The 19,665-nt window shown below is 51.3% G+C and carries 18 protein-coding genes and 1 tRNA gene; 8 read left to right on the top strand and 11 right to left on the bottom strand.

Annotated elements, in window-relative coordinates; genetic code table 11:
* The first annotated feature begins 9 nt into the window (after positions 1-9).
* The 6 genes from ubiA (at position 10) to ylqF (ending at position 4,700) form a co-directional block, all read left to right on the top strand.
* Positions 10-849, top strand: a complete 840-nt coding sequence (gene ubiA / locus O3660_RS02160) for a 4-hydroxybenzoate octaprenyltransferase (RefSeq protein ID WP_371464513.1) — start codon at positions 10-12, stop codon at positions 847-849.
* 294 nt (positions 850-1,143) lie between these two features.
* Positions 1,144-1,593 (top strand): PTS IIA-like nitrogen regulatory protein PtsN, encoded by a 450-nt coding sequence (ptsN, locus tag O3660_RS02155; protein WP_003680500.1) that lies wholly within the window; start codon positions 1,144-1,146, stop codon positions 1,591-1,593.
* Between the two features lie 3 nt (positions 1,594-1,596).
* The gene (hprK, locus tag O3660_RS02150; RefSeq protein WP_003685274.1) at positions 1,597-2,559 is read left to right on the top strand and encodes an HPr(Ser) kinase/phosphatase; all 963 of its coding nucleotides are present in this window, start codon (positions 1,597-1,599) and stop codon (positions 2,557-2,559) included.
* Positions 2,540-3,394, top strand: coding sequence for an RNase adapter RapZ (rapZ, locus tag O3660_RS02145; RefSeq protein WP_049351429.1), 855 nt, complete (start codon positions 2,540-2,542; stop codon positions 3,392-3,394). The genes hprK and rapZ overlap by 20 nt, the downstream gene beginning before the upstream one ends.
* A gap of 34 nt (positions 3,395-3,428) precedes the next feature.
* Positions 3,429-3,665 carry a protocatechuate 3,4-dioxygenase gene (locus O3660_RS02140; protein ID WP_049351430.1) on the top strand — a complete coding sequence of 79 codons (237 nt, stop codon included), beginning with the start codon at positions 3,429-3,431 and terminating at the stop codon, positions 3,663-3,665.
* Between the two features lie 93 nt (positions 3,666-3,758).
* Positions 3,759-4,700 (top strand): ribosome biogenesis GTPase YlqF, encoded by a 942-nt coding sequence (gene ylqF, locus O3660_RS02135; RefSeq protein ID WP_049351431.1) that lies wholly within the window; start codon positions 3,759-3,761, stop codon positions 4,698-4,700.
* A 55-nt stretch (positions 4,701-4,755) separates the two neighbouring features.
* Here ylqF and O3660_RS02130 read toward each other — a convergent pair whose 3' ends face one another.
* The 8 genes from O3660_RS02130 to O3660_RS02095 all read right to left on the bottom strand — a co-directional run bounded on the left by O3660_RS02130 (position 4,756) and on the right by O3660_RS02095 (position 14,593).
* Positions 4,756-5,349: an outer membrane lipoprotein carrier protein LolA gene (locus tag O3660_RS02130; RefSeq protein WP_049351432.1), complete on the bottom strand. Its 594-nt coding sequence runs from the start codon at positions 5,347-5,349 to the stop codon at positions 4,756-4,758.
* Positions 5,350-5,407: 58 nt separating this feature from the next.
* On the bottom strand, positions 5,408-7,630 hold the full coding sequence (locus O3660_RS02125; RefSeq protein WP_049351433.1) for an NADP-dependent isocitrate dehydrogenase: 2,223 nt from the start codon (positions 7,628-7,630) through the stop codon (positions 5,408-5,410).
* A 173-nt stretch (positions 7,631-7,803) separates the two neighbouring features.
* Entirely contained in the window at positions 7,804-9,006 is a 1,203-nt protein-coding gene (locus tag O3660_RS02120) for a beta-ketoacyl-ACP synthase (RefSeq protein WP_049351434.1), read from the bottom strand.
* Between the two features lie 3 nt (positions 9,007-9,009).
* Positions 9,010-9,528 carry a hypothetical protein gene (locus O3660_RS02115; protein WP_049351435.1) on the bottom strand — a complete coding sequence of 173 codons (519 nt, stop codon included), beginning with the start codon at positions 9,526-9,528 and terminating at the stop codon, positions 9,010-9,012.
* Positions 9,529-9,625: 97 nt separating this feature from the next.
* Positions 9,626-10,864, bottom strand: coding sequence for an NAD(P)/FAD-dependent oxidoreductase (locus tag O3660_RS02110; RefSeq protein ID WP_049351436.1), 1,239 nt, complete (start codon positions 10,862-10,864; stop codon positions 9,626-9,628).
* Positions 10,865-10,998: 134 nt separating this feature from the next.
* Positions 10,999-13,317: a membrane protein gene (locus tag O3660_RS02105; RefSeq protein WP_049351437.1), complete on the bottom strand. Its 2,319-nt coding sequence runs from the start codon at positions 13,315-13,317 to the stop codon at positions 10,999-11,001.
* Positions 13,318-13,410: 93 nt separating this feature from the next.
* On the bottom strand, positions 13,411-14,028 hold the full coding sequence (locus O3660_RS02100) for a 4'-phosphopantetheinyl transferase superfamily protein (RefSeq protein WP_049351438.1): 618 nt from the start codon (positions 14,026-14,028) through the stop codon (positions 13,411-13,413).
* Between the two features lie 52 nt (positions 14,029-14,080).
* Positions 14,081-14,593: a hypothetical protein gene (locus tag O3660_RS02095; RefSeq protein ID WP_224783511.1), complete on the bottom strand. Its 513-nt coding sequence runs from the start codon at positions 14,591-14,593 to the stop codon at positions 14,081-14,083.
* Positions 14,594-14,792: 199 nt separating this feature from the next.
* Between O3660_RS02095 and O3660_RS02090 the strand changes: the two genes are divergently transcribed.
* Together O3660_RS02090 and O3660_RS02085 are read left to right on the top strand one after the other, a co-directional pair.
* Positions 14,793-14,885 (top strand) — tRNA-Ser (locus O3660_RS02090).
* A gap of 80 nt (positions 14,886-14,965) precedes the next feature.
* Positions 14,966-15,526 carry a pseudouridine synthase gene (locus O3660_RS02085; RefSeq protein WP_049351439.1) on the top strand — a complete coding sequence of 187 codons (561 nt, stop codon included), beginning with the start codon at positions 14,966-14,968 and terminating at the stop codon, positions 15,524-15,526.
* A 55-nt stretch (positions 15,527-15,581) separates the two neighbouring features.
* Here the strand turns inward: O3660_RS02085 and O3660_RS02080 are convergent, their stop codons facing one another.
* The 3 genes from O3660_RS02080 to O3660_RS02070 form a co-directional block, all read right to left on the bottom strand.
* Positions 15,582-16,388, bottom strand: coding sequence for a DUF4198 domain-containing protein (locus tag O3660_RS02080; protein WP_049336457.1), 807 nt, complete (start codon positions 16,386-16,388; stop codon positions 15,582-15,584).
* Between the two features lie 150 nt (positions 16,389-16,538).
* Complete coding sequence (gene radA / locus O3660_RS02075; RefSeq protein WP_049351440.1) at positions 16,539-17,915, bottom strand: DNA repair protein RadA; 1,377 nt, start codon at positions 17,913-17,915, stop codon at positions 16,539-16,541.
* Positions 17,916-18,010: 95 nt separating this feature from the next.
* Positions 18,011-19,483: a S41 family peptidase gene (locus O3660_RS02070; protein WP_049351441.1), complete on the bottom strand. Its 1,473-nt coding sequence runs from the start codon at positions 19,481-19,483 to the stop codon at positions 18,011-18,013.
* Positions 19,484-19,665: the final 182 nt, after the last annotated feature.

Below are 19,665 nucleotides of genomic sequence, written 5' to 3'. Positions count from 1 at the left end.
GTCGGACGGATGGTGATATACGCCAAGCTGATGCGCGTCGACAAACCCATTGGCACACTGCTTTTGCTGTGGCCGACTTATTGGGCATTGTGGATTGCGTCTAAAGGCGTTCCTGACGCGGATATTTTTATTGCCTTTACCGCAGGTACATTTCTGATGCGCAGCGCAGGTTGCGTGGTGAATGACTTTGCCGACCGCAATTTTGACGGCGCAGTAGAGCGCACCAAAAACCGCCCGTTTGCCAAAGGTTTGGTTTCCAAAACCGAAGCGCTGCTTTTGACCGTCATGCTGTGTCTGATGGCGGCTTTATGCTTGGTGCCGCTCAACCGCTTTACTTGGCTGATGAGCCTTCCGGCCTTATTTCTGGCCATCACATATCCCTTTACCAAACGCTTTTTCCCGTTGCCGCAGTTTTATTTAGGACTGGCATTTTCGTTCGGCATTCCCATGGCCTTTGCCGCCGTGCAAGGCCGAGTGCCTCCCGAAGCGTGGTTGATGTTTACCGCCAATGCCTTATGGACGCTGGCTTACGACACGATTTATGCCATGGCGGACAAAGAAGACGATTTGAAAATCGGCATTAAAACTTCGGCAATCACATTTGGCCATCACGATATTACCGCCTCTATGCTTTGCCATTTTTGGTTTACCGTATTGATGGCGGTATTGGGTATCAAAATCGGTGCAACTTGGCCTTATTGGCTGGTATTGCCGGTAACCGTTTATTGGCAGTATCAGCAGTATGCCGCCATCCGTACGCGCGACCGCCAGTTGTGTTTCCAAACGTTTTTAGCCAACAACCGCATCGGTTTGGCGTGGTTTTGCGGATTGGTCTGCCATTATTTCTAGTTGTTTTTGGTTTCCAAACTGTTTTAAAAAACTAGGTTGAGGCCGTCTGAAAAAAGGGAAAAGGGGTATGCCGGACATACCCCTTTTCATTTGAAGTATAGTTTGGCTAGTGATAGGATTTTTATTTTAAATTCTATATAAACAAATAGTTGGATTATTTTTGGCTCGTTAAAAAATATCAAAAACAACATGGAAAATGTTAGCAGGGCGAGTGTAAATTACGCCTTCAGGATTGAGATTTGCACCGACAATCGGTACAATCCCATTGTTTTGCGACATTTAAAAGAGATACACATGAGCCTGATCGGCGAAATTTTACCTTTGTCCCATATCGTTTTGGATTTGGAAGTCAGCAGCAAAAAGCGTCTGTTTGAAGAGGCCGCACAGCTGCTGGAGAATGAAGCAGAATTACCGAATACCAACGTGTTCGACTGCCTGTTTGCCCGTGAAAAACTTGGTTCGACCGGTTTGGGGCAGGGGGTGGCGATTCCTCACGGCCGTCACGCATGCGTGAAAAAAGCCACCGGTGCTTTTATCCGCACCAAAGAGCCGGTTGCCTTTGATGCGCCCGACGGCAAACCCGTTTCCCTGATTTTCATCCTGCTTGTGCCTGAAAACGCTACCGGCGAACATTTGGAAGTCTTGTCCAAACTTGCCGGCAGATTCTCTCAAAAAGCCATCCGTGAAGCGTTGATGGCCGCTACTTCTGCCGAAGAAGTACGTACACTCCTGAGCGAAGAGTAATTCATGCCCAGCATATCTGTCCGCCGCCTGTTTTCCGATAATCAGCACAAACTCGAACTTGCTTGGGCTGCCGGTAATTCCGGCGCGGACAACCGTATCGGTGTCGAAGCCGATAAACCCGTCTTGGCCTTGGTCGGCCACTTAAACTTTATCCATCCCAACCAAATTCAAGTTGTCGGCGTAGCTGAAGCCGAATATTTGCGCCGCTTGGAAACGGGCGAGCTCAACTACGATTTCGGCGAGCTTTTCGACATCCCCATGTCTTTGGTCATTGTCGCCAACGGCTTGCCGGTTTCGCCCAAATTGCGCGATTATTGCCATACCAACAGTATTCCTTTGCTGACTTCCAAGCAGGAAAGTCCGCACTTGATGGACGTTTTGCGGATTTATCTGCAACGTACATTGGCTACTTCCACCATCAAGCACGGCGTATTTTTGGATGTATTTGAAGTGGGCGTACTCATTACCGGACAATCCGGCTTGGGTAAGAGCGAATTGGCATTGGAGCTGATTTCGCGCGGCCACAGCCTGATTGCCGATGATGCGGTCGAACTTTTCCGTACCGGCCCGGAAATGCTGGAAGGCCGTTGTCCGCCTATGCTGCGTGATTTCCTCGAAGTACGCGGTTTGGGCATACTCAATATCCGCCATATTTTTGGCGAAACCTCTATCCGTCCGAAAAAAATCCTCCAGCTGATTATTAATTTGGTTCCGGCCGACGACGGATACATGAAACAACTCGATCGATTGAGCATCCGTACCGAAACAGCATCTATCCTCAACGTCAGCGTCCGTTCCGTTACCCTGCCTGTTGCAATCGGTCGAAACTTAGCAGTATTGGTTGAAGCTGCAGTGCGCAATTACATCCTTCAATTGCGCGGTAAAGACAGCACCAAAGAATTCCTCGAACGCCATCAAACACAACTCAAAGAAAACGAACAAAATCATGAAAATCGTCCTGATTAGCGGCTTATCCGGCTCAGGAAAATCCGTAGCCCTCAAACAACTCGAAGATTTAGGCTATTATTGCGTTGATAATCTGCCTTTGGAAATGTTGCCTTCGCTGGTGTTGTACCATATTGAACGCGGTGAAGAAACCCAGCTTGGTGTCAGCGTTGATATCCGTTCCGGTATCAATATCCAAGAAGCGCAAGAGCAAATCCAATATTTGCGTGACGAAGGACATCAGGTCGAAGTCCTCTTTGTTGAAGCAGAAGAGGGCGTGTTGGTTCGCCGCTTCTCAGAAACCCGTCGCGGACATCCTTTGTCCGGTCAAAACCTGACTTTGTTGGAAAGCCTGCAAAAAGAACGCGAGTGGCTCTTCCCGCTTAGAGACATTGCATATTGCATCGATACTTCCAAAATGAACGCGCAGCAGCTGCGTTATGCTGTGCAACAGTGGCTCAACATTGAACGTGTCGGTTTGCTGGTCATTCTTGAATCCTTTGGTTTCAAATACGGCGTTCCCAACAATGCCGACTTTATGTTTGACATGCGCAGCCTGCCCAATCCGTATTACGATCCGGAATTGCGCCCCTTTACCGGCATGGACAAGCCTATTCAAGATTATTTGGGCCAGCAGCCGTTGGCTCAAGAAATGGTTGATGACATCGACCATTTTATTAGCCGCTGGCTGCCGCGCCTGCAACAAGAGAGCCGCAGTTATGTGACGATTGCCATCGGTTGTACCGGCGGGCAGCACCGCTCCGTTTATGTTGTGGAAAAACTGGCCGAGTGCCTCAAAGACCGTTACGAACTCCTTGTCCGCCACCGTCAGGCACAAAGCTTGGCAGGACGCTAACTTGCCGTTTCAGACGGCCTCAAAGGAAGAAACCATGAAAAAAATCAGTCTGACTGCATTATCCCTGCTTATCTTGACCGCCTGTGCAACAGAGCCTGTCACTGCTTACCGTTGGCACCGTACCGGCGCGAGCGAAGCTGAAGTTTCCCGCCAAATCAATACCTGCAAATCACAAGTTCAAAATGGAACCAAACGTGGCGATACATCCAAAACGTTTGAGCAATGTATGGATGAAGCAGGTTATTACAGCTACGAGCATGGCAACCTCTAAATCCTGATTGACCGATTATCCAAATACTGAGGCCGTCTGAAAAACAATGATTTTTCAGACGGCCTCAGATACGAATAGAAAGAATAAAAAGACATGGCTATCCAATGGTTTCCCGGCCACATGAACAAGGCAAAAAAAGCCATTGCCGAACGCATTAAAAGCGTTGATATGGTGATTGAGATGCTGGACGCGCGTATGCCTGCTTCCAGCGAAAACCCTTTGCTTGCCCAGTTGTCCAAAGGCAAGCCCAAACTTAAAATTTTAAATAAACAAGACCTTGCCGATCCCGAGCGCACCAAAGTTTGGCTCGAACACTACAACAGCCACCAAGATACCCGCGCCATTGCGCTTGATTCTTCCGAAACCGGCGCGCATGGCAAAATTACCCAAGCCTGCCGCGCCATGATTCCGCATCGCCAAGGTATCGAGAAACCGCTGCGTGTCCTGATTTGCGGTATCCCCAACGTCGGCAAATCTACCTTGATTAACGGCATGATCGGCAAAAAATCTGCCAAAACCGGTAACGAACCCGGTATTACCAAAGCCGAACAGCGCCTTTTCCTTGCCGACGATTTCTGGCTTTACGATACCCCCGGTATGTTGTGGCCGAAAATTATTGTTGAAGAAGGCGGCTACAACCTTGCGGCCGGCGGTGCAGTCGGACGCAACGCGCTGGACGAAGAAGAAGTGGCGCTTGAGCTTTTGGATTACCTCCGCCGCCATTATCTGGCCCTGTTGCAAGAGCGCTATCAAGCCGACAAAGATCCAAGCAGCCATTGGGACGATACTTCTTGGCTGGAGTGGATTGCCAAGAAACGCGGTGCGGTTTTGAGCGGCGGACGGGTCAACTACCAAAAGGCTGCTGAAAATATCCTGATCGATTTCCGCGAAGGCAAAATCGGCAGAATTACGCTGGAAACGCCAAACCAATGGGAAACTTGGCTGAAAAAAGCCAGACAGAAAGAGGCCGAACTTAAAGCCATTCGCGAAGCCAGAAAGGCGGAAAGAAAAGGGCAGCAGCCTTCAGCCGATTAATATAAAAGGCCGTCTGAAATCTATTTTCAGACGGCCTTTTGTTGGAATAGACAATTTAGAGGACGGTACGGCTGAAGCTGTCCAAGGTTTTATCGGTTTGGATTTGGTTGAACTGCATGATGGTTTTGTCGCCTTGCTTTTCGTCCAATTCGATTTTTCGTACCAGCGTATCGCCGTTGATTTCGATACGGTTGAAGATCTGACGGGTAATGGCGGTTTTCGGAGTTAAGGTCAACGTCCATTTTTTCTCGTTGCCGTTTAATTTCAAATCAAATTGTTTTTCCAAGCCTTGGGTATTGCCGCCCAAAAGGTCGAGGAAGAGTTTGATTTGGCGGCTTTGGCCGTTGAGCTTGCTGGCGTTTGGGTTGACCCATTGGCTGCCGTTCCATTGCATGATGCCGTCTGAACGCACGCGCAGAGTGGTTTCAAATGGTTTTTGCATTTTCCAGAGCAGGCCTTTTTGTGGGACAAGGGTAAAGCTGCCGCTGGTGGTCATGGGTTTGCTGAGGGATTTTAGCTGGCGTTGTTGGACAAAATTGCCTTGCACGTTTTGCGGTTTTTGCAGGGTTTGTGCCAATTCGGCAGGGGAAAATGCCCACAAAGCCGGAGCGCTGATGAGGAGAGTAAGAGAAAGAATGGTTTTTTTCATTGTGCTTCCATAAGGTCTGAGGCCGTCTGAAAGTTCAGACGGCCTTTTATTGCTTTAATTATAAGGCTGACAAGGCCTGATTAAAGGTTGCGCTTGGACGCATCGCTTGTGCGGCTTTTTCAGGATTGGCTGCGTAGTAGCCGCCGATGTCGACCGCTTTGCCTTGTACGGCAGAGAGTTCTTCAACGATTTTGGCTTCGTCGGCAGTCAAAGCTGCTGCCAATGGCGCAAATGCGGCTTTCAGTTCAGCATCTTTGTCTTGCGCTGCCAATTCTTGCGCCCAATAGAGGGTGAGGTAGAAATGGCTGCCGCGGTTGTCGAGTTCACCTGCTTTGCGTTTAGGCGATTTGTCGTTCAACAGCAGTTTTTCGGTGGCGGCATCCAGCGTGTCGGCGAGGACTTGGGCTTTGGCGTTGCCGGTTTTTTGCGCCAGATGTTCAAACGATACGGCAAGCGCGAGGAATTCGCCCAGTGAGTCCCAACGCAAGTGGTTTTCTTCGAGGAATTGTTGGACGTGTTTCGGTGCGGAGCCGCCCGCGCCGGTTTCAAACATACCGCCGCCATTCATCAATGGAACGATAGACAGCATTTTCGCGCTGGTACCCAGTTCCAAAATTGGGAACAAGTCGGTCAGGTAGTCGCGCAGGACGTTGCCGGTTACGGAGATGGTGTCTTCGCCGTTTTTCAGACGGCCCAAGCTGAACTTGGCGGCTTCTTCGGGAGCGAGGACGCGGATGTCAAGGCCGTTGGTATCCAGTTCGGCAAGGTAAGCTTTAACCTTGGCGAGTAGGCTCTTGTCGTGCGGACGGTTTTCGTCGAGCCAGAATACGGCCGGGGTATTGCTCAGACGGGCGCGGTTGACGGCGAGTTGTACCCAGTCTTTAACCGGAGCGTCTTTGGTTTGGCACATACGCCAGATGTCGCCGGCTTCAACGTCGTGTTGCATCAGGACATTGCCTGCTGCATCAACCACTTGAACTTGGCCGTCGGCTTCGATTTCAAAAGTTTTGTTGTGTGAACCGTATTCTTCGGCTGCTTGCGCCATCAGGCCGACGTTAGGAACGGTGCCCATGGTTGTCGGGTCAAACGCGCCGTGTTTGCGGCAGAAGTCGATGGTTGCTTGGTAAACACCGGCATAGCTGCTGTCGGGAATCACGGCTTTGGTGTCTTGCGCTTTGCCATCTTTATCCCACATACGGCCGGAGTTGCGGATCATCGCAGGCATGGAAGCGTCGACGATGACATCGCTGGGAACGTGCAGGTTGGTGATGCCTTTATCGGAATCGACCATCGCCAAATCAGGGTTGGCGGCGTAAACGGCGGCGATTTCGGCTTCGACGGCGGCGCGGGTGTCCGCATCCAGTTTGTCCAGATTGGCCAGCAGGTTGCCGAAGCCATTGTTGACGTTGACACCTGCGGCAGCCAGTTTGTCGCCGAATTTTTCAAATACAGGCGCAAAGAACACTTTGACGGCGTGTCCGAAGATAATCGGGTCGGACACTTTCATCATGGTGGCTTTCATGTGCAGCGAGAATAATACGCCTTTTGCTTTCGCGTCTTTCACTTGTTCGGCAAGGAAGGCGAGCAGGGCTTTTTTGCTCATTACGGTCGCGTCGATGATTTCGCCGGCTTTCAGGGCAACAGGCTCGCGCAGCTCTTTTTTGTTGCCTTGTTTGTCGGTGAATACGATGGATACGGAAGTCGCTTCAGGTACGGTAACGGATTGTTCGTTATGGAAAAAGTCGCCGCTTTGCATGGTGGCAACGTGGGTTTTGGAGTCTTTCGTCCATGCGCCCATGCTGTGCGGATGTTTTTTCGCAAAGTTTTTTACTGCTTTAGGGGCGCGACGGTCGGAGTTGCCTTCGCGCAGGACTGGGTTTACCGCGCTGCCTTTGATGCGGTCGTAGCGTTCGCGTACGGCTTTTTCTTCATCGGTTTGAGGGTCGGCAGGATAGTCGGGAACGGCAAAGCCTTTAGACTGCAATTCTTTAATCGCGGCAGTCAGTTGAGGTACGGATGCGCTGATGTTCGGCAGTTTGATCACGTTGGCGTCGGGTTGTTTCACCAGTTCGCCCAACTCGGCAAGCGCGTTGGGTACGCGCTGAGCTTCGGTCAGATGTTCGGGGAACGCCGCCAGAATGCGGCCGGACAGGGAAATATCGCTGGTTTTGACTTCGATACCGGCATGGCGGGTAAACGCCTGCACGATTGGCAGCAGGGATTGAGTGGCCAATGCAGGAGCTTCGTCGGTGTAGGTATAGATAATGGTGGATTTAGTCATGGGATTATTCTCTATGTAGGTTAAGTTTTTCTTTTCGGGCACATTGCGAGAAGAAACGTGCTAAGCCTATTATGGCATATTTCGGCGGATTTGGTTGTTGTTTTGATGTTATTGTTTTTTAAGTTGCGGAAAAGAAAAAGGCCGTCTGAAAAGACGACCTAAATATTAAGGACTTATCCGATAATCAAAACGGCATTGCTGCCGCCGAAGGCAAATGACGAGCTGGCGGCAATGCGTTTTTCAGACGGCCAGCGGCTGTTTTCGTTGGTCAAAGCGATGTTGGGCAGCCCGGAATCGGGTACGTTGTCCCATTGTTGCGGCGGCAGTTTGCCTTCGGGATTGTATTGGCGGTTGGCCATTAACCAGGCAAACGCGGCTTCAATCGCACCGGCTGCTCCCAAGGTATGGCCGGTGGACGGCTTGGTTGAGGTGCAAAGGGTGTGGCTGCCAAATACTTCGGCAACGGCTCGGCTTTCCATGCTGTCGTTGTGTTGCGTGCCGGTGCCGTGCAGATTGATCCAGCCGATGTTTTCCGCTTTCAAACTGGCTTTATCCAAAGCGGCCTGAAAGGATTGGGCTGCACCCAAACCATCGGGGCGGGGCGAAGACATATGGTAGGCATCGCTGCTTGCACCATAGCCGAGCAATTGCATTTCGCCGTCAAAATCGGCATCGCGCGTCATCACGAAAAATGCGGCCGCTTCGCCGATATTGATGCCGTTGCGGTTGGCAGAAAAGGGCTTGGCGATGCCGTCTGAAAGCACTTCCAAAGAGGCAAAACCATTAATCGTCAGCGCCGAAAGCGTATCTGCGCCGCCGCAAATCACGGCATCACACAATCCGGCACGAAGCAGTCGGGCTGCGCTGATGAGGGCGCGTGCGCCGGAAGTGCAGGCGGTGGAGACGGTATAGCGCAAGCCGTCCAAACCGTAAACTTGGGCGATAAATTCGGAGGGAGAAGCCATGGTGTGTTGCAGTTGTTTGAACGGAACATCCGTCCACTCACCACCTTGGACAACGTGTTGGAACAAAGGGATATTTTCGTCTGCGCCACTGGTGGACGTACCGGTAACGACAGCAACCCTTTCTTTGCCGTAACGGGCAATGGCCGTCTGAATCAGTCCGTCTATTTGCGAAAGCGTGTGCAGGATAAGCTGGTTGTTGCGGCTGCGATGTGCTTCGGGGATGTTGTCGGGCAGAGGCATCAGGGTTTCTTTGATTGCACCGAAAGCATGCGTTTTGCCTTTTACCCATTGGTCTGAAAAAGTCAGGGGCGTGTTTTCAGACGGCGTGAGTAAGGCATCGGCATGAATTTGCAAGCCGCTGCCCAATGCGCTGGTCAGTGCCGGACGGCTGAGATAAACAGGAGTATTCATGGATTAGTCTTCTGCAATCGGGCTGACCGTCCAGAAAGTTTGGTCGGGGAAGCCGATAAGGAATTGTTCGGAATGATGGGCGACACACCACAAATCACGCTCGCGATAGCTAAATACCGCACCTTTGCCATCAGGGCAGAAGCCTTGATTAGTGGCATTTTGTTGACGGGCTTCAGGGTAAAGCGTGGCGGCGTGTTCGGCGGCCAAAAGCGGCAACAGGGCGGCAAATAGTCGGCGCGAAGCGGCATTGGGCATCACAAAACCGTCATTTTTCCAACCTTTGGTGCTGACTGATTGACGCGATACCGGCGCACCCAGTGCATCGGTTTGGACAAAGCGGATGCCGTCTGAATGAGGTTCGACTGCCAAGAGATTGGTTTGAACGGTTTGCCCCGCCGCATTGGTCTGCTCGAGTTTGAACCATTGGCCTTCTTTGGAAAGCGGCGGCAGCGTTTGCGGCTGGGGGAGCGAGGTTGCGCATGCGGAAAGTAGCAGTGCAGCAAGCAAAGGGATAAATCGCATAAGGTTTTATCTATCGGTCAAAATATTTAATGGCGTGGATGAAGTTTCAGACGGCCTGTTCTGTTTTCAGTCTAGGCCGTCTGAAAGACATTCGTCCTTATTCTACCTTCAAATCGCCCACCAATGCGGCAAGTGTGGACAAGCGTTGCTCGGATTTTTCCACGAATGGATTGTTCGTATCCCAAGCGTAGCCTGCCAGAATAGACGAAATCATGCGGCTGATTTCAGGGCTGCGGTTGGGCGCGTAGATGGCATTTTGGAAGCGGAAATCGTACCAGCCGGTTACATAAGTGCGGAACGCGTTCACGCCGATCATCAGTTGGTCGGCAAATTCGGTTTGCCAATCGGCCGCTTCGCCTTTGAGCTGTTTGCCCAGTAAATCGGCAGCCAGTTTGGCAGAGTGCAGGGCAATGGTCACGCCGGAGGAGAAAACGGGGTCGAGGAATTCGGCGGCGTTGCCCAAAAGGGCGAAATGTTTGCCGTATAAGGTTTTCACGTTGGCGGAGTAGCCTTGGATAGAGCGGAACGGGAAGTCGTTTTCCCAAACGGCTTTATCCAAAATTTCCGCCAGCATCGGGCATTCGTACACAAATTTTTTCAACACGGCTTCTGATTCGCCTGCCAGTTTGTCGGGCGTGCCGACAACGCCGATGGAGCAGCGGTTGTCGCCGAAAGGAATCAGCCAAATCCAGACATCGCGATGTTCAGGATGCGTGTTGATCAGGATTTTATTGCGGTCGAATTTCGGGCTGGTGATGTTGTCGTCGATATGTGTGAAGTGGGCTTGGCGCGGAGGCAGCTCGGACGGGCTTTCCAAGTCCAAAAGGCGGGGCAGGACGCGGCCGTAACCGCTGGCATCCAAAACAAATTTGGCGGTCAGTTCATAGTTTTCGCCTGTATCGGTCGCAACGCTCAAACGTGCCACATCGCCGCTGTTGTCAAACGCGGTTACGCCGTGTCCGAAGCGGACATCGACGCCTTGTTTTGCCGCTTCATCAATCAGGATTTTGTCGAAGATGCCGCGGCGCACTTGATAAATGGTGCCGGGGCCGTCTGAAAATTTTTCAGTAAAGTTGAAATCTGTGTAACGGCTACCCCATGAAAACGCAGCGCCGTCTTTAAATTGAAAGCTGGGCTCGGCATGCACTGCGTCGGCAAAACCGGCTTCTTCCAACATTTCCATGCAATGCGGCAACAGGCTTTCGCCGATGACAAAGCGCGGGAAATGTTGTTTTTCCAATACGCAAACTTTAAAGCCTTGTTTGTTCAGCAAAGCAGACGCAACCGAACCTGAAGGGCCAGCGCCGATAACGGCAACGTCAAATTCTACGGACATTTGAAAATACCTTTGATTTTAATGATAAATAATGTTTAATTTATCGCCTGAAATTTTTCAGACGGCCTTTTACAACTTGGCGATAGAAGTTGAAACAAAATATCGCTTCAATTTCAATCGTCTTCATCTTTTGTCTAACTTTTCAACAATGTGCTTGCCAGCCAAATATTGAATGCCACGCCGATGGTAACCGTCATGCCGAACGCGGCAACGGCGGGCGTGCTGCTGATGGCGAGCAGGGCAAAGGAAATGGCTGTCGTTGCGGCGGCAAGCAGCATGCCGCCTAATTTTGCCGGGGCGCTGTGGTGTGCGGTGGCGGCATAGACGGCATAGTCCACGCCGATGGCGGACACTAAAAGCAGGCCGAACATGGCAAATAGACTGACGGGAATGTCGGCCAAACCGAGTACGGCAACGGTGCAGATGGCGGCGGCCAGCGGTACGGCAAGGATTTTGCTGCCGCGTTTGAAACCGAACATTTTCCACAAGAGCAGCCATGCCAACGCATAGGAAGCCAGTTTCAACCATGCAGCCTGATTGCGCGTGTGGTGGAAAAGCTCGTTTAAGTGGGCGCGTTTGTCTGCCCAATGTACGCCGGAGACGTGTTGCGCCACGGCGCGTACGGTGGCTTCATCGGTCATGCCGTTCAAACGCACGACGGCAGCAAAACGGCCTGGTTCCACTTCGCCCAAATACAAGGAACGCCAAGCCTCCGCCAAATCGGTATTCAGGCCGTCTGAAAGCGACAATGGTTGCGTATTGGCAGCTTGCAGCAGGGCATCACGCACGGTTTTGCGCGGAATACCGATTTCTGTGAGCGGTTTCCAGCTATCAGGCAATTTGGTCAATTCGCGCAGGCGGTTTTGCAGTTTTTGCTGTTCCGTTGTCGGCAGGATGAATTGGTCGGGCGATTGGATGCCGGACAGTTTGCCTTGCGCGATTAAGGGCTGCAGGGCGCGGCCGAGTTCGGCGGTTTTCTTCAACAGGGCATCTTCGCTTTGTGCTTCGGCCACCAAATATTTGCCGCCAAAATCCGTGCCGCTCAACTGACCGATTTGTTGTACTTCGGTCAACATCTCGGTCGGCATATTGACCCATTGACGGATGTCGTCACGCCAGTCGCTGCGCCACAGTCCGACTGCCAGCAAAATTCCGCCCACGATTAACCAGCCGCGTTTGTGCAGGCGGTTTTTCAGACGGCCCGACAAGGAATAGAGCTTTTCGGTTAATGCGGCAAAAGGCACGGTTTTGGCATGGTAGCGGCGAAACAGTGGCGGCAGCCATAAAACGGTGGCACCAAATGCACCAAATAAGGCAAAGCCTGAAAATACCGCGGTTTGGCGTAATACAGGCAAAGGGGTAAACCACAGCAGCGCGTAGCCCAAGACAGTAATCGTCAGGCTGACGGCAAAACTCGGCAAGACATGTTTCATTGCCGATTCGGCCTGCCAAACGGTCTTTTCAGACGGCCCGAATACGGATGGAGCCAGCCAGTGCAACGGGAAATCCACCAACATACCCACCAAGCTGGTGCCGATGACGATGGTCAGGATATGCACTTCGCCGAAGGTTAATAATGCGACCGCCAATCCGGTCAATATACCGGCTGCCAGCGGCAAGGACAGCAAAAATACTCGGCCGCTGCGGAAGACCCACAATAGCAGCGCAAAGGTCAGCCCAAGCCCGACCATACTCATCAGTCGGCTTTCTTTTTCTGCGGCTGCTTTGGATACGGCGGCGAACAATGCGCCACCTGCGCTTAAGGTTTCCGCGCCGTTTTCCGAAGCAATTTGACGGCTTTGCGCCATCAGCGGTAATAGGGCATCGTTACCGGAAAATTGATCGCCACCGGCGAGCCGTCCGCGCAAGAATACCCAAGTTTTGCCTTTGTCTTCGGCAAACAGCATGCCGTTGTCCATGTCCCACTGCAAACGGCTTTGCGGATTGGCTTTGTCGGCAACAAAGCGTCCGAAGCCCAGCCAGTCTTGTTCTAAAGACAAAGGGGAGGGGGCAGCAAACGGATTGGCCACGGCTTCTGCACGCGCTTGAAAATAGGCTTGCGGCTGCTCAAACAGCAGGCGTATTTCGTCTTGCGGCAAAACCGCCAAGCTCAGCTTCTGCATATCCGCCCGTACTTTGTCCAAATTCGGCGTCATGCTGCTGTCGACTTGTTCAAATATGCCGCTTTTGCGCCATGCGTCGGCAATTTGTGAGGCCGTCTGAAAAGCGGTTTCGGCATCGGTACTGCCTGCAAGCAAAATGACTTGTGAATTGAGCTGCGCTTCTGCGGCTTTATCCGCGGCCGTCAGTAAGGCATCGGGTTGCTGCTCGCTTGGCAACAACGCGGTCAAATCGGTTTGGATGCGCGCTTGTGAAGCAAAGGCATAAACCAAAAACAGGGTAAGAAACAGGATAAGGGCAGTATAGAGGCGGTTTAGGAGGCGAAGATTCATCGTTCAGACGGCCTTTTGCAAATGCTGCTGTTGGGGTGTGGAATAAGTAAAAGTGCAGTAAATTAAATCAGATTATTATTATTTTGTCAGTTGTTAGATAGTTTGCTGGTCGGTTAAATCATTGGGCTTGAGCGAACCGAAAAACTGCCATTGCAGGGCGATGGCTTTTCCCTTCCAAACGCAGGCAAGTGCCATCGTATCCGCCAAAATCACGCTTGTGCCGTGCCAATCGGTTTGCTTTCCAGCGCGTAAACCGACGGGTTGCCCTGAATCGAAAATATAGCCGACCGATTTCATATCCGACGGAAAATCCAAATTCGCCGCTTTAATCAAGGCTTCTTTGAAACACCACAATCGGTAAAACGTTTCAGACGGCCAGTTTGCCGTTTCTAAATAGTTTTGTTCTTCCTGCGTGCAGACCAAAGCCGACAACGCTTTGAAATCGCGCGGGCGGATAAATTCGATATCGACACCGGCTGTTAAGGTATGAGGCGCACACAATAAAGCGGCAAAGCCTTGGCTGTGGCTCAGCGATACAGTCGCTAAATCGGTTTGCTGTTTTAATGCGCGACTGACTTGCCAGTCTTGACGCTGCGCCAGTTGAGGTGTGGCAGTCAAACGTTGGGAATCGGCTGCATTTAGAGACGCATGGTCGTAGCAGGCGGCAAAAGACGGATCGGCCAGCAGGCAGTGAAGGGGTGTTGTATCCATAAAATAGAAAAATGCCAAACTTCATATTGAAGTCCGGCATTTTTGACATTGCTTAGTGGAAGCTGCCTTTCAAAACCACACGGCTGTTGAATGTAGCGATGTGGCATTCGTACTCGTTACCGCCTTTGGTTACTTTGTCAAAGTAGCTAACCAGATGAACGGATTTGGCTTTTTTACGAAGTGCAGTGCTTTGGAAGCGTTTAACCGCGCTCAGGAATGCGCGTTGGCAGGTTTCATCAGGAGTTTTGCCGACTGAGTTGGAGATTTGACGGGAAGTCAAAGTCGCACCGGATGTGCTGCCGTAGTGAACGCGGATGCTAGGATCCAAAGCGGATTTGGCTTCGGCAGAGTTCAAAGCCACATCGACTTTACACATATAGATATCGTTTTGACCTTTGCCATTGACTTTATGGCCTTCACCCATGCTGCGGCAGGCAGAACCGGCTGCAGTTGTTTTTTGAGTAGAAGTTTGAGAGGAGGAAGTAGATGGTTGGGAATTGCCGGATTGTGAGCAGGCGGCAAGCATCAGGGCGGATACGGCAACCAAAGCAGAAAAACGTAACATACGAACTCCTTTGTAATAATGGGCGTAGAAAAAGTTTACAGAAAGCAGAATCATTTTAACATATATGAAAGAAGTATAAAAATAGGGTTATGCAAAAAAATATTATATTTTTATTTAAATGATTTCATGGCGTTAAGAAAGTTTGAGGCGGTAATGCTTGACGAAGGAAGGGAGAAAGCGTATATTGCGGTCTGCCTTAGGAGTAATGGCTGAGAGGCTGAAGGCACTTCCCTGCTAAGGAAGCATGTGGGGTCAACCTGCATCGAGGGTTCGAATCCCTCTTACTCCGCCAAATATGAAAGACACCGTTTATACGGTGTCTTTTTTATTATCCGGAATTTCTTGAAAACCAAGGCCGTCTGAAAGTATGAAATGAACGATTTGATTATTCTAAACAAGCCTTATGGTGTGATTTGCCAGTTTTCTGCACATGAAAAACATCAGTGCCTTAAGGATTTTGTCGAGAAACCGGGATTTTATCCAGCCGGACGTTTGGATACGGACAGCGAGGGCTTGTTGCTGCTGACCAATAATGGCCGTTTGCAGGCGCAGATTGCCGACCCGAAATTTAAGCAGATTAAAACTTATTGGGCGCAGGTGGAGGGTTCTCCAGATGAAGCTAAATTGGATTTATTGCGCCGTGGCGTAGATTTGGGCGATTTTGTCACCCGTCCGGCCGAGGTCAGGGTATTGGAAGAAGGCGAAGCGGATGTTTTATGGCCGCGCGTGCCGCCGATTCGCGTGCGCAAGTCCGTGCCTGATTTTTGGGTAGAAATCAAAATTTCGGAAGGGAAAAACCGTCAAGTGCGAAGGATGACGGCGAAAGCAGGCTTGCCGTGTTTACGCTTGGTTCGTGTGGCGATAGGCCGTCTGAATCTGTTTGATTTGAATTTGGAATTGGGACAATGGCAGTTTGCGCCGCATCGTCCTTAGATAGGATGAATAAAGGCTGTCTGAAATATTCAGACGGCCTTTTGTTATGGAAAAATTAATGATGTGAATGGCCGATTTGGAAGGTCATTGTGGTGTAGTTTGCCTGTTTTTGGCACACACTTTGATCAGGGAAATCGGCTTTGTGTTCTACGCTGGCCTTCCAGAAACCTTGGCGTAATGGAATGATGCTGACTTCGCCTTTGTCATCGGTGGTATCAGAGAAGGCTTGGGCTTCGGTTTTATGGGTTTTGCTGCGGTCGCTGGTGTCGAAGCCGTCAAATGTAGCGGTAACGGTGGCGTTAGGCAGCGGCTCGCCATTGAAGAGGACGCGGACTTTGAAGCGTTCGCCGACGTGGACGTTGGCAGGGTTGTCCAAAGGTACGATTTCTAAATGTTGGCCGACTTGCTTGGTGATGATGGCGGTATCTGCGCTTTCATGACCGACATTGACGATGTTTTTACCGAACATACGGGTTTGCTCGCAATAGCTTGCATCAGGCATTTCTTTGATGCTTGCCTGCTTCCAGCCCGCGCTGTTTTTTGACCAGAAAGTCGGTTGGTATTCGGCGGTTACCAAGTAGCTGCCGTCTTTGACCGGCAATTTGCTGCGGTATTGGTAATTGTATGTACCTTTTTGAATCATGTTTTCTTTGCCTTTTTCAGTCACCAGTTGCATGGGTTTGCTGAAAATGTGCAGGCGGTCTTTGGCGATGGGCTCAAGCTCCGGGAATTCGCCATAGCCCAATTCGGCTTCAAGGTATTCGCCGCCATGTGTGTGGGCGGTTTCAACCCAAACGCGGTGGGCGTGTGCGGCAGTGCTGAACAGGAAGGCGGATGCGATAAGCAAAGCAGTTTTTTTCAAGATTTCTCTCCGATTTTCGATGTGTAGAAAAGATAGAATAAAGCGTTCGTTATAATATAACAAAATTATTTAAATTTAAAGAGAGGCCGTCTGAAAGTTTTCAGACGGCCTTTTAGTTGATTGTTTTTTGAGGCGGATTATCGAAACGGTTTAGTCCCCGTCACGACAAACATCAATCGCTTCCTGCAAACTGCTGACGCCGTAGATTTTCAGGTTTGGAAACTCTTTGGCATTGCGCGGCATATTGGCTTTGGGAACGATGGCGCGTTTGAAGCCGAGTTTTTCCGCTTCTTTGAGTCGCTCTTGTCCGCGTGCAACAGGACGGACCTCGCCGCTTAAGCCGATTTCGCCGAATACGACGGTTTTTTCAGGCATAGGGCGGTTGCGGAAGCTGGAGAGCATGGCGAGGATGACGGCTAGGTCGGCGGCAGGTTCGCCGATTTTGACGCCGCCGACGGCATTGAGGAATACATCTTGGTCGAAGCAGGCAATGCCTCCATGGCGGTTGAGGACGGCGAGCAGCATGGCGAGGCGGTTTTGCTCGAGGCCGACGGTAAGGCGTTTGGGGGTGAAACCGTGTGCGTCATCGACCAGTGCCTGAATTTCGACCAAAAGCGGGCGGCTGCCTTCCTGTGTGACCAAAACGCACGAACCGGGCGTGTCGTCGCGGTAGCTGGCAAGGAAGATGGCGGACGGGTTGGATACGCCTCTCAAACCGTTTTCGGTCATAGCGAACACGCCCAATTCGTTTGCTGCGCCGAAGCGGTTTTTGATGGCGCGTATCATGCGGTAGTTGGAATGTTGGTCGCCCTCGAAATACAGCACGGTATCGACCATGTGTTCCAGCACGCGCGGGCCGGCAATTGCGCCGTCTTTGGTAACGTGTCCGACCAGTATTATGGCGATGCCCATCTGTTTCGCCATACGCGTCAGTTGGGCGGCGCATTCGCGTACCTGCGATACGGAGCCGGGGGCGGAAGTGATTTGGTCGGAATACATGGTTTGGATGGAGTCGATAACCACGACTTCGGGCTGATGCTGTTTCAAGGCCGTCTGAATCGCTTCCATGCGGATTTCGGCAAGCAGGTTCACGCCTTCGGTGGGCAGCTCCAAACGTTGTGCGCGCAGGGCGACTTGTTGGGCGGATTCCTCGCCGGAAACGTACAGCACTTTGCGGCTTTGCGCCATTTTGGCGATGGTTTGCAACAGCAGCGTGGATTTGCCGATGCCGGGGTCGCCGCCGAGCAGGATGACCGCGCCGTCAACCAAACCGCCGCCCAATACACGGTCGAGTTCGCCCATGCCGGTCGGATTACGCGGCACTTCGGTCGCGGTAACGGCGGAGAGGGATTGGACGGTCGAAGTGTCTGCCGCCCAAGATTGGAAGCGGGCATTTTTCGGCTCGGGCGCGGCAAGGCTTTCCTGAAGCGTGTTCCACTCGCCGCAATGCGGGCATTTACCCTGCCATTTCGGGGAAGTACCGCCGCATTCGGAACATTGGTAGATGGTTTTGGGGGCTTTTGCCATGATGTTTTCCCTGTGGAATATTTGATGTGTGAAAAGGTCGTCTGAAAACAATCATATCGTTTTCAGACGACCTTTTTTATTGAGAAATAACAGGTTTATTTTTTGCTGTCTTTATCCGCATCTTTTTTCGGTGCAGGTTTTTTCGCTGCTAAGCCCAAAGATTTTTGCCATTCGGCTGGATTTTTCACCAAGTCCAAGGCTTTACGGAGTTGATCGTCTTTGGCCGGATTTGGAATGCGGCGGCTGGAGATGTCTTCGTCTTTATCTTTTTTGGACTTGTCTTTATCGGCTTTGGTTTCTGTGTTGGCAGGTGTTTCAGTGCTGCTGTTGACGTCTTGGCCGCCCAACGGATTGCCGATATGGCCGACCAAATCGGCTTCGCGGCTTTCAAAGGCGCGGTCTTTATCTTTGACTTCAACGTCAGGAACAATGCCTTGTGCTTGAATCGAGCGGTCGTTTGGCGTGTAGTAAAGGGCGGTGGTCAGTTTGACTGCGCTGCCGCCGGAAAGCGGAATCAGGGTTTGCACTGAGCCTTTACCGAAACTTTGTGTGCCGACGACGACGGCACGTTTGTGGTCTTGCAATGCGCCGGCAACGATTTCGGAAGCGGAGGCCGAGCCTGCGTTAATCAGGACGGTCATCGGAATGGTTTTCAGCTCGGCAGGCAATCCGGCCAACGGGTCTTTGCCGCTGGTGGTGATGTAGTCTTCGGCAGTTGCTTTGAGAACCATGCCTTCTTTTTTGTTGCGGCCTTTGGTGCTGACAACGGTTACGTCAGGCTGCAGGAAGGCTGCGGATACGCCGACTGCACCGTTGAGCAGGCCGCCCGGGTCATCGCGTAAGTCGAGGATGATGCCTTTGAGCGGGCCTTTATTTTCTTTGACAAGGGCTTGTGCGGCTTCGTTGAGTGCGGCAACGGTGCGTTCTTGGAATTGGGAGACGCGGATGTAGCCGTAGTCTTTTTCAAGCAGGTGATGGCGTACGCTTTTGACTTTGATGATGGCGCGGGTCAGGTTGACGACGATGGGTTTGTCGGCATTTTTGCGTGAAAGGGTCAGGGTGATTTTGGTACCCGGTTTGCCGCGCATTTTTTTGACGGCTTCGCTGACGGTCAGGCCGCGTGTAGAGGTATTGTCGATTTTGACGATGAAGTCGCCACTTTTCACGCCGGCGCGTTCTGCTGGAGTGTCTTCAATCGGGGCAACGACTTTGACAAAGCCATCTTCTTGTCCGATTTCCATGCCCAAGCCGCCGAATTCGCCGCTGGTGGACTCTTTCATTTCGGCATAGCCTTTTTTGTCCATATACTCGGAATGCGGATCGAGGTCGGACACCATGCCTTTCATTGCACCTTCAAAGAGCTCGGCGTCTGGTTTGTCTTGGTAATAGTTGGCTTTGATTTGGCCGTACACTTCTGCCATGGTGCGGATGGTTTGCACGGGCAGGGCCTCGTTGTCTTTTTTGTCTTTTTCGGCGGCAAAACTTTGTACACTCAGACTGAGGGCGATGCCGCTAAACGCGCCGAGAGTGTAGATTGCAACTTTTTTCAAAGTGGATTTTGTTGACATTCGTTTGACTTTCTTTTTGTGTACGGTAAGCAAAGTGGTTTTTGTTTTCTCTGAACCCGTTGACTTTATGTGATTTAAACGCTTGGAACAATAAGTTTAAGGTAAAAGTTTGTTGTTTAATGTGCTGAACAGGCGTGAAAATCGTGTTTTATTGTAGTTTATGATGAAAATTCAGACGGCCT

This window comes from Neisseria sp. 27098_8_139, assembly GCF_041433195.1.
Classification (GTDB): Bacteria; Pseudomonadota; Gammaproteobacteria; order Burkholderiales; family Neisseriaceae; genus Neisseria; species Neisseria subflava.
This window is presented reverse-complemented; position numbering and strand designations above follow the sequence as displayed.

Bases quoted from the DNA above. Each gene is read 5' to 3' on its own strand.
- ptsN (WP_003680500.1), top strand. From the start codon at position 1,144: ATGAGCCTGATCGGCGAAATTTTACCTTTGTCCCATATCGTTTTGGAT.
- O3660_RS02140 (WP_049351430.1), top strand. From the start codon at position 3,429: ATGAAAAAAATCAGTCTGACTGCATTATCCCTGCTTATCTTGACCGCC.
- O3660_RS02095 (WP_224783511.1), bottom strand. From the start codon at position 14,593: ATGTTACGTTTTTCTGCTTTGGTTGCCGTATCCGCCCTGATGCTTGCC.
- O3660_RS02100 (WP_049351438.1), bottom strand. From the start codon at position 14,028: ATGGATACAACACCCCTTCACTGCCTGCTGGCCGATCCGTCTTTTGCC.
- O3660_RS02120 (WP_049351434.1), bottom strand. From the start codon at position 9,006: ATGAATACTCCTGTTTATCTCAGCCGTCCGGCACTGACCAGCGCATTG.
- O3660_RS02115 (WP_049351435.1), bottom strand. From the start codon at position 9,528: ATGCGATTTATCCCTTTGCTTGCTGCACTGCTACTTTCCGCATGCGCA.
- O3660_RS02105 (WP_049351437.1), bottom strand. From the start codon at position 13,317: ATGAATCTTCGCCTCCTAAACCGCCTCTATACTGCCCTTATCCTGTTT.
- hprK (WP_003685274.1), top strand. From the start codon at position 1,597: ATGCCCAGCATATCTGTCCGCCGCCTGTTTTCCGATAATCAGCACAAA.
- O3660_RS02085 (WP_049351439.1), top strand. From the start codon at position 14,966: ATGAACGATTTGATTATTCTAAACAAGCCTTATGGTGTGATTTGCCAG.
- ylqF (WP_049351431.1), top strand. From the start codon at position 3,759: ATGGCTATCCAATGGTTTCCCGGCCACATGAACAAGGCAAAAAAAGCC.
- O3660_RS02110 (WP_049351436.1), bottom strand. From the start codon at position 10,864: ATGTCCGTAGAATTTGACGTTGCCGTTATCGGCGCTGGCCCTTCAGGT.
- O3660_RS02130 (WP_049351432.1), bottom strand. From the start codon at position 5,349: ATGAAAAAAACCATTCTTTCTCTTACTCTCCTCATCAGCGCTCCGGCT.
- radA (WP_049351440.1), bottom strand. From the start codon at position 17,915: ATGGCAAAAGCCCCCAAAACCATCTACCAATGTTCCGAATGCGGCGGT.
- O3660_RS02070 (WP_049351441.1), bottom strand. From the start codon at position 19,483: ATGTCAACAAAATCCACTTTGAAAAAAGTTGCAATCTACACTCTCGGC.
- rapZ (WP_049351429.1), top strand. From the start codon at position 2,540: ATGAAAATCGTCCTGATTAGCGGCTTATCCGGCTCAGGAAAATCCGTA.
- ubiA (WP_371464513.1), top strand. From the start codon at position 10: ATGGTGATATACGCCAAGCTGATGCGCGTCGACAAACCCATTGGCACA.
- O3660_RS02125 (WP_049351433.1), bottom strand. From the start codon at position 7,630: ATGACTAAATCCACCATTATCTATACCTACACCGACGAAGCTCCTGCA.